This is a genomic window from Gordonia sp. (in: high G+C Gram-positive bacteria), from assembly GCF_052106715.1.
Lineage (GTDB): Bacteria > Actinomycetota > Actinomycetes > Mycobacteriales > Mycobacteriaceae > Gordonia.
Map to the genome: position 1 here is coordinate 1 of NZ_JBQEDL010000007.1, position 14,294 is coordinate 14,294.

Below are 14,294 nucleotides of genomic sequence, written 5' to 3' on the forward strand. Positions count from 1 at the left end.
ATGCGTGCTGATCGGCTTCGGCTGGTTCCTGACGCGCCCCGGAACGTCGCCCGCGGAGTCGGCGAGCGTGCAGAAGGTCGGAACCGTGCAGGTGGAGGTGCCCGCCGGGTGGCAGCGCTCCGACTTGCCGGACGACCGGCCGGCCGACGGTGCGGGCGAGCGAGCTGTGTTCGCCGACGCCGACGACGGCAGCCGGATCCTCGTCGTCGTCACGAGTCTGCGCGCGGGATCGACGCGGACGAGCGTCGCGGACAGCCTGGCCAACCGGCTCGCGCAGCGCGGCGACGACGCAGTCCTCGAGTTCGCACCCGATACGACGTTCGGGGGTCGACGCGTCATCTCCTATCGGGAGCGCCCGGAGTCCGGTCAGCAGATCGCCTGGTACATCGACGTCGAGCGGGCCGTGCAGACGAGCGTCGGCTGCCAGCGGGGGAGTAGCGGCGAGTCCGTCGACGTTGTCTGCGCGAGTGTCGTCGCGTCTGTGCGGCCTGCGTGAAATTGAAAGGCGCGTCGTACCCTGGCTCTCATGACCACTACGACGTTCGGCCCCGACAACGGCGAGATCACCCTGCGCACGGGCGTGACCGGCAAGGCTTCGCGCACCGGCCACCGTCTGACCATCGGCTTCACCGACTGGTCTGCGAGCGTCGACGTCGAGGCGCCGTCGCTGGTCGACGTTCGAGTCGGCGTCGACTCGCTCCAGATCGTCTCCGGCGAAGGTGGACTCACGCCGATGTCCGCGCCCGAACGCGGCGTAGCCCGCAGCAATGCGTTGACATCGCTGAAGGCCGACGACTTCGGCGAGATCACCTTCGTCTCGACCAGCGTCACCGCTGACGGCGACGGATACCGGATCGACGGAACCCTCACTCTTGCGGGCAAGTCGCGTGAGCACAGCGTGGTCGTCGCGCCGGTCGGCACGGGCGCAGACCGCCACGTCGTAGGGGAGACCACGGTGAGGCACTCCGACTTCGGCATCAAGCAGTACTCGGCGATGATGGGCGCGTTGAAGGTCGCCGACGAGGTGACCGTGCGTCTGGATCTGGTCGTTCCTGAGTAGGTCGCCGCAATGCAGGGTCGACACCGGTTTTGACCTGCAGTGCCGCCGCCCCGTACTCTGGATCGCTGGCAGCGTGCGTAAAGCGCCCCCGGGTCCCTACTGGTCGCCGGGAGTCGGCGTGCACGCCCCGCCTGACCAGCAACGAACGATCAAGTGAGGACCTACTGTGGCTACTTACAGCCCCAAGGCCGGTGACGTCACACGCACGTGGCACGTCATCGACGCCACCGATGTGGTGCTCGGCCGCCTCGCCGTGCAGAGCGCGAACCTGCTCCGCGGCAAGCACAAGCCGACCTACGCCCCGCACGTCGACGGCGGCGACTACGTCGTCATCATCAACGCCGAGAAGGTTGCTGTCAGCGGCAACAAGCTGAACGACAAGCGCATCTACCACCACTCCGGTCACCCGGGCGGACTGAAGTCGCGCACCGTCGGTGAGGTCCTCGAGACCCGCCCGGATCGTCTCGTGGAGAAGGCTGTCAAGGGCATGCTCCCGAAGAACAAGCTCGGTGACCAGATCGCCACCAAGCTGAAGGTCTACGCAGGCCCGAACCACCCGCACGCGGCTCAGCAGCCCGTCCCCTTCGAGATCAAGCAGGTTTCCCAGTGAGCGAGAACGAGAACGTCGAGGTCGTCGCCGACGAGGAAATCGTCCTCGCCGACGGCGCGTACACCTCCGAGTCGACCGAAGAGACCGCAGCCGAGTCTGCTCCGACCCGTGGACCCGTCGTCCTGGATCACCCGGTCCAGACCGTCGGTCGCCGCAAGGAGGCGGTCGTCCGCGTCCGCCTGGTCGCAGGCACCGGTGACTTCACCCTCAACGGCCGCACCTTGGAGGACTACTTCCCCAACAAGGTTCACCAGCAGCTCATTAAGGCTCCGCTGGTGACCGTCGAGCGCACCGAGGCGTTCGACGTCCACGCTCGCCTCGTCGGTGGCGGCCCGTCGGGTCAGGCAGGCGCACTGCGTCTGGCTATCGCCCGCGGCCTCATCGAGGTCAGCCCTGAGGACCGCGCGGCCCTCAAGAAGGCCGGCTTCCTGACGCGTGATGCGCGTGCCGTCGAGCGTAAGAAGTACGGCTTGAAGAAGGCCCGCAAGGCTTCGCAGTACAGCAAGCGCTGAGCGACTTCGCTACTGTGGCACGCCTTTTCGGCACCGACGGTGTCCGAGGTCGGGCCAACGACCAGCTCACTGCAGAGCTGGCGTTGCGCCTGGCTTCGGCCGCCGTTTCTGTTCTCGGTGCACATGCGAACTCCCGATCCGGTGATGCGGCGCAGACCAGAGCGCGCGTCGTGGTCGGTCGAGACCCCCGAGCCTCCGGCGAACTGCTCGAGTCCGCGCTGTGCGCGGGTCTCGCGGCCGCCGGTGCGGACGCGATCCGGGTCGGCGTCGTGCCGACGCCTGCGGTCGCGTTCCTGACGGCGGACTACGCCGCCGACTTCGGCGTGATGATCTCCGCCTCCCATAATCCGATGCCGGACAACGGCATCAAATTCTTCGCGGCTGGCGGCCACAAGTTGGCCGACCACGTCGAGGATGCGATCGAAGCAGCGATGGACGCTCCGGTTCCGCGCCCGACCGGCGCAGACGTCGGACGTCTTCACGACGCCCCCGACGCCGAGAGCCGCTATCTGAACCACCTCGCGCAGTCGGCCGACGGCTCGCTCGAAGGGTTGACGATCGTCGTCGACGCCGCGAACGGCGCCGCGTCGACCGTCGGGCCCCACGCCTACGAGGCGGCGGGCGCGACAGTCATCGCGATCAACTCCGAGCCCGACGGTGTGAACATCAACGACCACTGCGGTTCGACGCACCTCGATGTGCTGCAGGTCGCCGTCCTCGAGCACGGGGCCGACTTCGGTCTCGCGCACGACGGAGACGCCGACCGCTGCCTGGCGGTCGACTCGACGGGTGCGGTCGTCGACGGCGACAAGATCATGGCGATCCTCGCACTCGATATGCACGAGCGTGGCGAGCTCACTGGCGGCGTGCTGGTCGCGACCGTGATGAGCAACCTCGGGCTGCACATCGCGATGCGTCAGTCGGGCATCGAGATGAAGGTGACCGGGGTCGGGGACCGCTATGTGCTCGAAGAGCTCCGCAAGGGCGGATACGCGTTGGGCGGCGAGCAGTCGGGACACATCGTGATTCCGGCGGCGGGCACCACCGGCGACGGCATACTCACTGGCCTGCGTCTCGGGGCCCGCGTCGCGTCGACGGGCAGGCGGCTGGCCGAACTGGCCGACGTCGTCACCGTGCTCCCTCAAGAACTCATCAACGTCCCGGTCAGCGACAAGCACGCCGTGTCGTCTGCGATCGCCGTACGGGACGCGGTCTCGATCGCTGAGCGCGAGCTCAACGGGTCGGGCCGAATCCTGTTGCGGCCCTCCGGGACCGAACAGCTCGTCCGCGTGATGGTCGAAGCGGGCACTCCCGAACACGCGCGCGGCATCGCCGAGCGGGTGGCGGCGGTCGTCGCCGCTATCTGACGGCCTGTCGTCCGACTCGTCCGACACGCCCGGCCGTGAGTGGTGGAACCGAACCGGAGCCTGCTGCGTCCAAAGAGTATGAGGCAGATGACGGGCGTCCACGTCGACGCCGACGGACTGGCCGACCACACCGTGCGGCGGGCCGCGCTCGCCTCAGATGCCGCAGACGCCGTCGCGGAACTGCGTGCGGGCGGATTCGGCGCGTGGTGGCGCGACGGCCGGGACACCGGGCTCGACGCCCGCCTGGCGGCCCTCGCTGATCGCCTCGAGAATGCAGCAGTCGGAGTCGATGACGTCGCGGGCCGGGTCCGGCGTCACGCCGCCGACCTGTCGTCAGCGGACGAAGCCGCTGTGCACGGTCTCCGGGCCGCGCCATGATCGACGACCTGATCTCGATTCTCGATGTCGGCGCGAGGATGGGACTGATCACCTATGACGAGGCCGTCGTCCGAGCACCGCACCACGACATCCAGGCGTTCGACATCGACGCCCTCACCGCGGACGCCGCGCGCCTCCGGCTGACCGCGGACCGACTCCACCCGACGGGCACGACCGGAGTCGCGTTCGGTGACGTGTGGTCGGGGCGGAGCGGTGACGCCGCAGGCGTCGCCCTCGCGTCTGCGACAGCGGGTGTCGACGCGGCGGTCGCCGAGATCCACGGTACGGCGACAGCCCTCGACACCGCCGCCTCGACCGTCGTCGACGTCGTCGGGCGATACCGACAGGCCATGGAGACCGTCTGCGGCCGGACGATCGCCGGGACCGACGTCGACACACTCCAGACCGCTGTCGCGGCGGGATCGGTGGCACGCGATGACGTGCGTGCCGAACTGATCGCACGTATCGAATACGCGGACGCCGTCGGCCGCACCGTCACCCAGGCGTTGACCGCTGTGGTGACCGCGGCGACGGGTGAGGCGGCGACTTCGGGTGGCGAACTCGTCCTGGCAGGCGGGCGATGAGCGCCGCGGACCGGATCGCCCGCACCGCCGACGCCGCCGCCGACGCACTCGACGAGGCGGAACGTCGCTATCTGCTGCGTCAGAACACGCGCACCACGAACCACTCGGGCCCCGCCACCGACGACGATGTCGTGATTGCACCGCTTCTCGGACCCGCGATCGGGCGGCGTGCTCGGCGATGATCGCCCGTGCTGCGAACGTTTGTGCTCGCAGTGTCCCTAGGGCACCGTCGAGCACAAACGGTGAGCGGAGACGGACAGAATCGGTCGCACATGCCCGACGGGCCGTGTCAGCGGGGTGCGCGAGTGCCGTCGGGTTAGGGTAGGAACCGTGTTCGGGAAGAAACTGGTGGCACCGCCGCCCGGCAAGCTGATGGCAGAACTCACGCGACGTGGACCCCACAAGGTGGACCGCGGCGACCTCCGCATCGTCGGGATGAGCGGCCAGATCTTCGGTCCGCGTACCGGAAAGAAGCTGCCGGCCGTCGCGTTCGCGCACGACTGGCTCGCGTCGAGCACTCGATACCGCGACCTCGTCCACCACCTCGCATCGTGGGGGATCGTCGTCGCGGTCCCCGACAGTCAGGACGGCGTCTTCCCGTCCGACATCGAACTCGCCACCGACCTCCGCGCCGCCGTCACCGTGCTGCGCAGCGTGCGTCTGGGCAACGGCACCATCTCCGTCGACCCGCACCGGGTGGGCATCGCGGGCCACGGGTTCGGAGCGGCCGCCGCCGTCCGCGCGGCGACGGACACCGTCCTGCTGGGTCGTCCGCCGGTGGAGCCTCGTTCGCTCACCGCGCTGTTCCCGGCGCCGACCACCGCCGATCTGCTGCCGGCCGCGAAGACGGTCACCACACAATCCCTCGTCCTGGCCGCAGACGGGCAGCTCGACTCGATGACTCAGAACGCGCTCGCCCTGGCCGAATCCCTCGGCGGCGATGTGGTGTTCCGCACCGTCGAGGACGCCGACAACCGCGGTCTGCTCGAGAAGCGCGGCATCAAGTCCCTCATCGGCGTCAACGGTGCTGACAAGGACACCCATCGCGTGGTCCGAGCCCAGCTCACGGGGTATCTCCTCCACACGCTGGGCGGCGACGATCGATACGCGGCGTTCGCCGATTCAGGCAAGACGACGGGCGACGCCGTCGCCACATCGGTCGACGACGCCGACCCCGCCGCGCTGGACCACCTGTCACAACTCCTGGGAGCGAAGCCTCCGAAGGAGTAGCCGGTACTCTTTTATCTCATGTGCGGAATCGTTGGATACGTCGGCGCCCGTCCCGCGTTGGACATCGTCGTCGACGCTTTGCGTCGGATGGAATACCGAGGCTACGACTCGGCCGGAGTCGCCATTCTGGACGGTGACGGAGGCCTGGCAGTCGAGAAGAAGGCCGGCAGGCTGGAGAACCTCGACAAGCAGATCGCCGAGGTCGGAACCGACTCGCTGCGCGGGAGCACTGGCATCGGACATACACGCTGGGCGACGCACGGCAAACCGACCGACCGCAACGCCCACCCGCACGTGAGCGCCGACGGCAAGCTGGCCGTCGTCCACAACGGCATCATCGAGAACTATGCTCCGCTGCGCGCCGAACTCGAGAACGCGGGCGTCGAGTTCACGTCGGAGACCGACACGGAGACCGCCGCGCATCTGCTGGAACGCGAGTACACCGCGGGTGACAACGCGGGCGACTTCGTGGCGAGTGCGTACGCGACGCTGCGCCGTCTCGAGGGTGCGTTCACACTGGTGTTCACGCACTCCGACCAACCGGGCACGATCGTCGCCGCACGTCGTTCCACCCCGCTCGTCGTCGGTGTCGGCGACGGCGAGATGTTCGTCGCCTCGGACGTGACCGCGTTCATCGAGCACACGCGCGACGCCGTGGAACTCGGGCAGGACGAGGTCGTCGTCATCACCGCCGACAACTACTCGATCACCGACTTCGACGGCGTCTCGACCGGCGGCACCCCGTTCCACATCGATTGGGACCTCGCCGCGGCTGAGAAAGGCGGCTACGACTACTTCATGCTCAAGGAGATCGCCGAGCAGCCCGAAGCCCTCCAGAGCACCATGTCCGGGCATTTGCAGGACGGCCGCATCGTCCTCGACGAGCAGCGGTTGACCGACCAGGACCTGCGCGACGTCGACAAGGTCTTCGTCGTCGCCTGTGGCACCGCATACCATGCCGGGCTGATCGCCAAATACGCGATCGAGCACTGGACGCGGCTGCCCGTCGAAGTGGAGTTGGCCAGCGAATTCCGTTACCGCGACCCGGTTCTGGGGCGGTCGACGCTCGTCGTCGCGATCAGCCAGTCCGGCGAGACGGCGGACACCCTCGAAGCGGTCCGCCACGCCAAAGACCAGAAGGCGCGAGTCCTCGCGATCTGCAACACCAACGGCGCGCAGATCCCGCGCGAGTCCGACGCGGTGCTCTACACGCACGCGGGCCCGGAGATCGGTGTCGCGTCCACCAAGTGCTTCCTCGCGCAGATCGCCGCGGCTTACCTTGTCGGTCTGGCGCTCGCACAGGCACTCGGCACCAAGTATCAGGACGAAGTGATCCGTGAGTTCACCGAGCTCGAACAGATCCCGGCCGCCGTCGACACCGTCTTGGAGCAGATGGAGCCGGTCCGCGAACTCGCCCGTTCGTTCGCGTCGAGCGACACCGTCCTGTTCCTCGGGCGGCACGTCGGCTACCCGGTGGCGCTCGAGGGCGCGTTGAAGCTCAAAGAGCTCGCGTACATCCACGCCGAGGGCTTCGCCGCGGGCGAGCTCAAGCACGGTCCGATCGCCCTGATCGAGGACGGTCTGCCGGTGATCATCGTGATGCCGTCGCCGACCGGCCGCGCGCTGCTGCACTCCAAGATGGTCAGCAACATCCGCGAGATCCAGGCGCGTGGCGCCACCACGATCGTGATCGCCGAGCCCGACGACGAGGCCGCGGCAGCCGTCGCCGACCACCTGATCCCGATCCCGGCCACGCCGACGTTGCTGCAGCCGCTGGTGTCGACGGTGCCGTTGCAGGTGTTCGCCGCGACTGTCGCGCAGTCGCGCGGATACGACGTCGACAAGCCCCGGAACCTGGCCAAGTCGGTCACCGTCGAGTAGCGGTGGCAGGCCCGTCGTGATCGGATATCACACCGCGGACGCGATCCGGGACGCTGAACGCGCCACCGGGGCGCTGCTGACCGACGGTGTGCTGATGGCGCGGGCCGCCTACGGCCTGGCGGCGACCGTCCTCGACGAACTGCGCCGACGCTGCGGACGCGTGTACGGGAGGACCGTGGTGCTCGTCGTCGGTGCAGGTGACAACGGCGGCGATGCCCTGTACGCGGCCCGGCACCTGCGTCGCCGCGGTGTCCGGGTGCGCGCCGTGCTGACCGCGCCTGATCGTGCGCACGCCGACGGGCTGGCCGACTTCCGCGCGGCGGGCGGAACACTGACCGACACCGCGGCAAGCGCCGACCTGGTCGTCGACGCGATCGTCGGACTCGGCGGGCACGGGCCGCTGCGCGAACCCGCCGCCACCGTCATGGCCGACGTCCATGCGGCGGGCGTCCCCGTCGTGGCCGTCGACGTGCCGTCCGGGGTGGATCCCGACACCGGGAAGGTCAACACGCCGTCGGTGCGTGCCGACGCGACCCTCACGTTCTCGCTGCGCCGTCTCGCTCACCTGTACGCGGCACCGTCGTGCGGAACGATCACGGTGTGCGACATCGGAATTCCCGCGCCCGAGCACCCAGCACTCGTATCGCCGTCCGACGCGGAGGTTGCCGCAGCGTGGCCCCTCCCCGGACCGTCCGACGACAAGTACTCGCAGGGCGTCGTCGGTGTGATCGCCGGTTCGGCGCAGTATCCGGGCGCCGCGGTACTCGCTACGACCGCGGCCATCGCGACGACCTCGGGTATGACGCGGTATGTGGGGCCGGCCGCCGCACCGGTCCTCGCGCACCGCCCCGAGGCGGTCGCCGTCACCGACTTCGAGGACGCCGGCCGTGTCCAAGCCTGGGTGTTCGGACCCGGCGCAGGCACCGACGACGCGGCCACTGACCTGCTCGGGCGTGTCCTGGCGGCCGACGTGCCCGTGCTCGTCGACGCCGACGGTTTGACCGTCCTCGCGGGCGACGCCGCACTCCGCGACGTGGTCCGGTCCCGACCGGCGCCGGTTCTGCTGACCCCGCACGCCGGTGAGTTCACACGGCTCGCACGCGCCGCGGGCAGCGAAGCCGCCGACCTGATCGTCACCGACCGACTCGCGGCGGTCCGGATTCTGGCCGCTGACCTGGGCGCGACAATCCTGCTCAAGGGTCGTGTCACGCTCGTCGCCGACCCCGACGGCGAGACGTGGGCCACCGATGCGGGCTCGTCCTGGGCGGCCACCGCCGGGTCGGGCGACGTCCTGTCGGGCATCGCGGGAGCGCTTCTCGCCGCAGGTCGAGCACCACGCGAAGCCGGAATGTTCGCGGCGCGCCTGCACGCGCGGGCCGCCGCTCTGGCGAGCGGGGGCGCACCGATCGGAGCCTCAGATCTCGTCTCAGCGGTGTCGCCCGCGCTGCGCGAACTGATGCGTTTGCGACAATAGAAGTGATGTCCACTGCAAATCTGATCGCTACCGTCGACCTCGACGCCATCGCGCACAACGTGGGAGTTCTCCGCGAGCGCTCGGGCGCCGGGGTCATCGCCGTGGTCAAAGCAGACGGTTACGGGCACGGCGCGCTGCCGGTGGCCCGCGCCGCGCTGGCCGCCGGAGCGCAGTCACTCGGCACCGCGAGCATTCGGGAGGCTCGGGAGCTGCGGGCAGGCGGACTCACCGGGCACATCACCGCCTGGCTGCACCGGCCCGACGCCGACTTCGCGGGCGCCGTCGCCGACGGCATCGACATTGCGGTCTCATCCCGCAGCCAGCTCGCCGCAGTGCTCGGCGCCGCGCGCGCCGCAGGTACCCGCGCGATCATCTCGGTGAAGGTCGATACCGGCCTCGGCCGCAGCGGCGTCGCCCGCGAAGAGTGGGAGGACGCGGCCGCCGACATCGCGCGCGCCGTCGTGGACGGGGCCGTCGAACTCCACGGCGTGATGTGTCACCTCGCGTTCGGCGACGAACCCGAGCATCCCCACAACGATCTGCAGGCGCAGCGACTGGACGCGGCCGTCGCCGACCTGAGCAGGCTCGGCGCGCCGCCCGCGGTGGTCCACATGTCGAACTCGCCTGCAGCTCTTACCCGTCCAGATCTTTCCCGCGATCTGGTCCGTCCGGGAATCGCACTGTACGGCTACTCGCCGATCCCGTCGATGGGCGATTTCGGTCTGATCCCGGCGATGACCCTGGAAACTCAGGTCACGATGGTGAAGAAGGCCGACACCGGGCAGGGCGTGTCCTACAACCACACCTGGCATGCGCCGGAGGACACCGTGATCGGTGTGATCCCGGCGGGATACGCCGACGGTGTCCCACGGATGCTGTCGGGGAAGCTGCAGATTCACATCGGCGAGCGCCTGTTCCCGAACGTCGGCCGGATCTGCATGGACCAGTTGGTAGTCGACCTCGGGCCAGACGGCGGCGGTGTCCGCGCAGGCGATCGCGCCGTGCTGTTCGGACCCGCGTCCGCAGCCGACGGCGCGCCGGTGCTGACCGCCACCGACTGGGCCGACGCGCTCGGCACCATCGACTACGAGATCGTCTCGCGGATCGGTTCACGACCGGAACGCCGCTACACAGGGGGACCGGCTGCCGCGCAGCCGGAGTGTGCAGCGGCGGGCCACAGACAGGGGGACTGCAATGGATGAACAACGCAGCGAACGGGCCCGCCCCGCATGGCGATCCGGGCTCGCGCAGGTCGGAACGCTCGGCAAAGACGTGGCGGGCGGTGCGGTACGACGGCGTCGCGCCCGGCGGACCACCGGGACAGATCCGCACCGTGACATCGACTTCACCTCGATCTACCGCGACGAGGCATCGACCGTGACCGCCGACGACGGTGTCGCACTTGCGGTTCGGTCGGTGACGACCGGGCCGGAGGTCGACCCGGACGGACAGTCGTGGGGTCGCACGTCGACGCCCGAACTGACGGTGATCTTCGTGCACGGCTTCACTCTGCGGATGGCGTCCTGGCATTTTCAGCGGTACGGGCTCGCACAGCGGTGGGCCGACCGCCGGATCAAGATGGTCTTTTACGATCAGCGCGGGCACGGGTCGAGTGACCTCGTGGCGCGCCGCAGTTCGACGATGGCGCAACTCGGCGACGACCTCGCCGCCGTCATCCGGACGATGGCGCCGACCGGGCCGGTGATCCTTGTCGGGCATTCGATGGGCGGCATGTCGATCATGTCGCTCGCCCGTCGTCACTCGAGCCTGTTCGGCCATCGTGGCCGCATCGCCGGCGTCGGCCTGGTGTCGACCGCGGTCCGCGGGATCACCGAGACCGGGCTCGGTGAGGGCCTGAACAATCCGATCGTCGACGCCCTGCGCCTCTCGGTCCGATACGTTCCGCGCGCGGTCGAAGCCGGACGCGGATTCACCCGCCGCGCAGTGGAACCCGTGCTCGTCGCGGCGAGTTTTGGACCCGACTACTACAGTCCGGCCGCGGGTCGCGCCGTGGAGAAGATGATCCAGAACACCCATATCGGGACCATGGTGAACTTCCTCAAGGCATTGGAGAGCCACGACGAGTCCACAGCATTGCCCGTGCTCGCGCAGGTGCCGACGGTCGTCATGTCAGGGGACTGCGACCGCCTGACGCCGCTGCCCAACGCATTGCGCATGTACGGCGAACTCGGGGCCGATTCGCGGCTGATCGTCGGTGAAGGTTGCGGGCACATGCTCCCGATCGAAGCGCCCGATCTCGTCGACGACGGCATCGACGCGCTCGTGTCGCGGTCGCGCCTGGCATTGGGTCGTCCGCTCACTCCCGCACACAGCCGCGTCCATAAGCGCGTAACCGAACCGGTCGGGCGGGCGGGCGATGACTGACCGCCGCGGTGGGAGCCGTGAACTGCCCGACACCGCCGACACCGAAGCTCTGGGCCGGGAACTCGCCGCCGACCTGCAGGCGGGCGACCTGGTGATCCTCGACGGCCCGCTCGGCGCCGGGAAGACCGCGCTCACCCGCGGCATCGGCGCAGGCCTTGGCGTGACCGGTCGCGTGTCGTCGCCGACCTTCATCATCGCGCGCCAGCACGCGTCCGGTGGCGACGAGCGCCCCGGCATGATCCATGTCGACGCATATCGCCTCGCCGACGCGAGCGGGACGGCGACCCTCGACGACCTCGATGCGCTCGACCTCGACACCGATCTCGCCGACAGCGTGGTGGTCGTCGAATGGGGCGAGGGCGTCGCCGAACGGTTGACCGACGAACATCTACTGGTGCGACTGCGCCGCGACGACGATTCCGAGACACGGCATGCCGTGTGGGAGTGGGTGAGCACATGAGCGGCGAGCGAACCGTGCTGGCGATCGACACGGCCACCGAGACGGTTGTCACCGGAGTGGTGCGGTTGAATCCGGACGGTGCGGCGACGCTGCTCGCCGAGCGCACCGTCCACGACCACCGTCGGCACGCCGAGATCCTGACGACCCTGATCCGTGATGTGCTCGACGAGGCGTCGGTGGCCGGTACCGACCTCGACGCGGTGGTCGTCGGGGCGGGCCCCGGACCGTTCACCGGCCTGCGAGTGGGGCTCGCGACGGCAGCGGCGTACGGCGACGCGCTCGGCCTGCCGGTCTACGGCGTGTGCTCGCTCGACGCGATCGCCGCCGTCGCCGACGGTGCGTCCGCGATCGTTGTGACTGACGCTCGTCGCCGCGAGGTTTACTGGGCCCGATACTCCGTCGGGCAGCGGGTCGCAGGCCCGGAGGTCGCCGCACCTGAGGTGGTGGCCGGGGCAATCGAGCGCGACCCCGTCGCGCTCGTCGTCGGGCCGCCCACGTTCACCGAGTCGATCGCCGCAGGCCGGGTGCCGGAGATCGGCGCCACGTACCCGACGGTCGGGGCCCTAGCCGAGGCGGCGTTCCCCGACATCGCAGACGGCATCGCTCCGGGCCCGCTGGAACCGATGTACCTGCGTCGTCCCGACGCCGTCGAGTTGAAAGACCAGCGTCGTAAGTCGTTGCTGCCGGTGACCGACGGTGCCTGACTCCCGGATCAGTGCGCTGACCCCGTCCGACCTCCCGCGCTGCGCGGAGCTCGAGGCGCAGATGTTCGCAGGCGACTCACCGTGGCCGCTCGCCGGTTTCGTCGCCGAACTGCGTGCCGACCACAACCAGTACTTCGCCGCACGCACCGGCGCCGGCACACTGGTCGGCTACGCGGGCGTCAGCGTGCTCGGGCCCGCCGGCGACCGCGAATGCGAGGTCCACACGATCGCCGTCGACCCGGAGTATCAGGGGCACGGGTACGGTCGCGCGCTGCTCGCGGCGTTGCTCGGCGTCGCCGACCAGGAGGACGCGGCCGTGTTCCTCGAGGTCCGCACCGACAATGGGCCGGCGATCGCGCTCTACGAACGTAACGGCTTCGCGGTCGCCGGGACTCGGCGCAACTACTATCAGCCTTCCGGCGCGGACGCCTACACGATGGTGCGCCCGCCGGCGGGGGAACAGCCCTCGAAGGAGGAACAGCCGTGATCGTGATGGGCATCGAGAGCTCGTGCGACGAGACCGGCGTCGGCATCGTCGACTGGGACGGCCAGACGGCGACCTTGCTGGCCGACGAGGTGGCCTCCAGCGTCGACGAGCACGCCCGGTACGGCGGCGTTGTCCCCGAAGTTGCCTCGCGCGCCCACCTGCAGGCGATGGTGCCGACGCTGACGCGAGCCCGCGAAGCCGCGCGAATCGATCGGCCCGATGCGATCGCCGTGACCATCGGCCCGGGCCTGGCCGGCGCTCTCCTTGTCGGAGTCGCCGCAGCGAAGGCATACGCGCTCGCGTGGAACGTCCCGCTGTACGCGGTGAACCATCTCGGCGGCCACGTCGCCGTCGACACCCTCGAACACGGTCCGATGCCGTCGTCGGTCGCGCTGCTGGTCTCCGGCGGGCACACCCATCTACTCGGCATCGACCACTTGTCGCAGCCGATCGTCGAGATGGGGACCACCGTCGACGACGCGGCGGGCGAAGCGTTCGACAAGGTGGCCCGACTACTGGACCTCGGATACCCGGGCGGCCCGGCTCTCGACGCCGCGGCCCAACAGGGCGACCCGTCGGCCATCCCGTTTCCGCGCGGCATGACCGGTCCTCGCGACGCCCCGTACGACTTCTCGTTCTCCGGGCTCAAGACCGCGGTGGCTCGATTCGTGGAGGGCGAGGTCCGTGCGGGCCGCGAGGTGTCGGTGCCCGACGTCGCCGCGTCGTTCCAAGAAGCAGTCGCAGATGTCTTGACCGCCAAGGCGATCCGTGCATGTCAGGCGAGGGACGTGAGCACTCTGGTACTCGGCGGCGGCGCGACCGCCAACTCGCGCATCCGGTCGCTAGCGCAGGAACGGACCGAGAACGCGGGCATCGACCTGCGCGTTCCCAGACCGCGGCTGTGCACCGACAACGGTGTTATGGTCGCCACGCTGGGCGCCCACGTGATCGGCGGCGGGGCCCCGGCGTCGCCGTTGACGGTGGCCACCGACCCCGGGATGTCGGTACAGATCAGCAAACTGTGACCGAAACTACCGCCAGGTGTTGAGAGCTGGCACTCGCATGGGTAGAGTGCTAGTTGGCTCTGGCGCTCCCGCCGCGGCACCCGCGACGACGTGGTGGTGCGCCTTCAAGGGCCGCGAACGTTATTCAATACACGAAT

At 69.3% G+C, this 14,294-nt stretch carries 17 protein-coding genes; all 17 read left to right on the top strand.

From position 1 onward, the window contains the following. A partial coding sequence (locus ACTIMF_RS05085) for a type VII secretion-associated protein (RefSeq protein WP_442349193.1) occupies positions 1 to 496 on the top strand: 496 nt, incomplete at its 5' end. Positions 497 to 526: 30 nt separating this feature from the next. Then, complete coding sequence (locus tag ACTIMF_RS05090) at positions 527 to 1,060, top strand: YceI family protein (protein ID WP_442349194.1); 534 nt, start codon at positions 527 to 529, stop codon at positions 1,058 to 1,060. 166 nt (positions 1,061 to 1,226) lie between these two features. Next, the gene (rplM, locus tag ACTIMF_RS05095) at positions 1,227 to 1,670 is read left to right on the top strand and encodes a 50S ribosomal protein L13 (RefSeq protein WP_442349195.1); all 444 of its coding nucleotides are present in this window, start codon (positions 1,227 to 1,229) and stop codon (positions 1,668 to 1,670) included. Between the two features lie 38 nt (positions 1,671 to 1,708). Then, on the top strand, positions 1,709 to 2,182 hold the full coding sequence (gene rpsI / locus ACTIMF_RS05100; RefSeq protein WP_442349314.1) for a 30S ribosomal protein S9: 474 nt from the start codon (positions 1,709 to 1,711) through the stop codon (positions 2,180 to 2,182). 14 nt (positions 2,183 to 2,196) lie between these two features. Beyond that, positions 2,197 to 3,549 carry a phosphoglucosamine mutase gene (gene glmM / locus ACTIMF_RS05105; protein ID WP_442349196.1) on the top strand — a complete coding sequence of 451 codons (1,353 nt, stop codon included), beginning with the start codon at positions 2,197 to 2,199 and terminating at the stop codon, positions 3,547 to 3,549. Positions 3,550 to 3,636: 87 nt separating this feature from the next. Then, the gene (locus ACTIMF_RS05110; RefSeq protein WP_442349197.1) at positions 3,637 to 3,927 is read left to right on the top strand and encodes a hypothetical protein; all 291 of its coding nucleotides are present in this window, start codon (positions 3,637 to 3,639) and stop codon (positions 3,925 to 3,927) included. Next, a complete protein-coding gene (locus tag ACTIMF_RS05115) occupies positions 3,924 to 4,511 on the top strand; it encodes a hypothetical protein (protein WP_442349198.1) in 588 nt (195 codons plus the stop codon). The genes ACTIMF_RS05110 and ACTIMF_RS05115 overlap by 4 nt, the downstream gene beginning before the upstream one ends. After that, positions 4,508 to 4,693 carry a hypothetical protein gene (locus ACTIMF_RS05120; protein ID WP_442349199.1) on the top strand — a complete coding sequence of 62 codons (186 nt, stop codon included), beginning with the start codon at positions 4,508 to 4,510 and terminating at the stop codon, positions 4,691 to 4,693. The genes ACTIMF_RS05115 and ACTIMF_RS05120 overlap by 4 nt, the downstream gene beginning before the upstream one ends. A gap of 148 nt (positions 4,694 to 4,841) precedes the next feature. Then, positions 4,842 to 5,741 carry a poly(ethylene terephthalate) hydrolase family protein gene (locus ACTIMF_RS05125; protein ID WP_442349200.1) on the top strand — a complete coding sequence of 300 codons (900 nt, stop codon included), beginning with the start codon at positions 4,842 to 4,844 and terminating at the stop codon, positions 5,739 to 5,741. Between the two features lie 18 nt (positions 5,742 to 5,759). After that, positions 5,760 to 7,622, top strand: a complete 1,863-nt coding sequence (gene glmS / locus ACTIMF_RS05130) for a glutamine--fructose-6-phosphate transaminase (isomerizing) (RefSeq protein WP_442349201.1) — start codon at positions 5,760 to 5,762, stop codon at positions 7,620 to 7,622. A gap of 16 nt (positions 7,623 to 7,638) precedes the next feature. Beyond that, complete coding sequence (locus ACTIMF_RS05135; protein ID WP_442349202.1) at positions 7,639 to 9,096, top strand: NAD(P)H-hydrate dehydratase; 1,458 nt, start codon at positions 7,639 to 7,641, stop codon at positions 9,094 to 9,096. A 5-nt stretch (positions 9,097 to 9,101) separates the two neighbouring features. Beyond that, positions 9,102 to 10,298 carry an alanine racemase gene (gene alr / locus ACTIMF_RS05140; protein ID WP_442349203.1) on the top strand — a complete coding sequence of 399 codons (1,197 nt, stop codon included), beginning with the start codon at positions 9,102 to 9,104 and terminating at the stop codon, positions 10,296 to 10,298. Continuing rightward, positions 10,291 to 11,481, top strand: coding sequence for an alpha/beta fold hydrolase (locus ACTIMF_RS05145; protein ID WP_442349204.1), 1,191 nt, complete (start codon positions 10,291 to 10,293; stop codon positions 11,479 to 11,481). Before alr ends, ACTIMF_RS05145 begins: the two co-directional genes overlap by 8 nt. Then, a complete protein-coding gene (tsaE, locus tag ACTIMF_RS05150) occupies positions 11,474 to 11,941 on the top strand; it encodes a tRNA (adenosine(37)-N6)-threonylcarbamoyltransferase complex ATPase subunit type 1 TsaE (protein WP_442349205.1) in 468 nt (155 codons plus the stop codon). Before ACTIMF_RS05145 ends, tsaE begins: the two co-directional genes overlap by 8 nt. After that, complete coding sequence (tsaB, locus tag ACTIMF_RS05155) at positions 11,938 to 12,645, top strand: tRNA (adenosine(37)-N6)-threonylcarbamoyltransferase complex dimerization subunit type 1 TsaB (RefSeq protein WP_442349206.1); 708 nt, start codon at positions 11,938 to 11,940, stop codon at positions 12,643 to 12,645. Before tsaE ends, tsaB begins: the two co-directional genes overlap by 4 nt. Next, the gene (rimI, locus tag ACTIMF_RS05160; protein WP_442349207.1) at positions 12,638 to 13,132 is read left to right on the top strand and encodes a ribosomal protein S18-alanine N-acetyltransferase; all 495 of its coding nucleotides are present in this window, start codon (positions 12,638 to 12,640) and stop codon (positions 13,130 to 13,132) included. The genes tsaB and rimI overlap by 8 nt, the downstream gene beginning before the upstream one ends. Continuing rightward, the gene (tsaD, locus tag ACTIMF_RS05165; RefSeq protein WP_442349208.1) at positions 13,129 to 14,157 is read left to right on the top strand and encodes a tRNA (adenosine(37)-N6)-threonylcarbamoyltransferase complex transferase subunit TsaD; all 1,029 of its coding nucleotides are present in this window, start codon (positions 13,129 to 13,131) and stop codon (positions 14,155 to 14,157) included. Before rimI ends, tsaD begins: the two co-directional genes overlap by 4 nt. Positions 14,158 to 14,294 lie beyond the last annotated feature (137 nt).

Bases quoted from the DNA above. Each gene is read 5' to 3' on its own strand.
- ACTIMF_RS05090 (WP_442349194.1), top strand. From the start codon at position 527: ATGACCACTACGACGTTCGGCCCCGACAACGGCGAGATCACCCTGCGC.
- ACTIMF_RS05110 (WP_442349197.1), top strand. From the start codon at position 3,637: ATGACGGGCGTCCACGTCGACGCCGACGGACTGGCCGACCACACCGTG.
- ACTIMF_RS05115 (WP_442349198.1), top strand. From the start codon at position 3,924: ATGATCGACGACCTGATCTCGATTCTCGATGTCGGCGCGAGGATGGGA.
- ACTIMF_RS05120 (WP_442349199.1), top strand. From the start codon at position 4,508: ATGAGCGCCGCGGACCGGATCGCCCGCACCGCCGACGCCGCCGCCGAC.
- glmS (WP_442349201.1), top strand. From the start codon at position 5,760: ATGTGCGGAATCGTTGGATACGTCGGCGCCCGTCCCGCGTTGGACATC.
- alr (WP_442349203.1), top strand. From the start codon at position 9,102: ATGTCCACTGCAAATCTGATCGCTACCGTCGACCTCGACGCCATCGCG.
- ACTIMF_RS05145 (WP_442349204.1), top strand. From the start codon at position 10,291: ATGGATGAACAACGCAGCGAACGGGCCCGCCCCGCATGGCGATCCGGG.
- tsaE (WP_442349205.1), top strand. From the start codon at position 11,474: ATGACTGACCGCCGCGGTGGGAGCCGTGAACTGCCCGACACCGCCGAC.
- tsaB (WP_442349206.1), top strand. From the start codon at position 11,938: ATGAGCGGCGAGCGAACCGTGCTGGCGATCGACACGGCCACCGAGACG.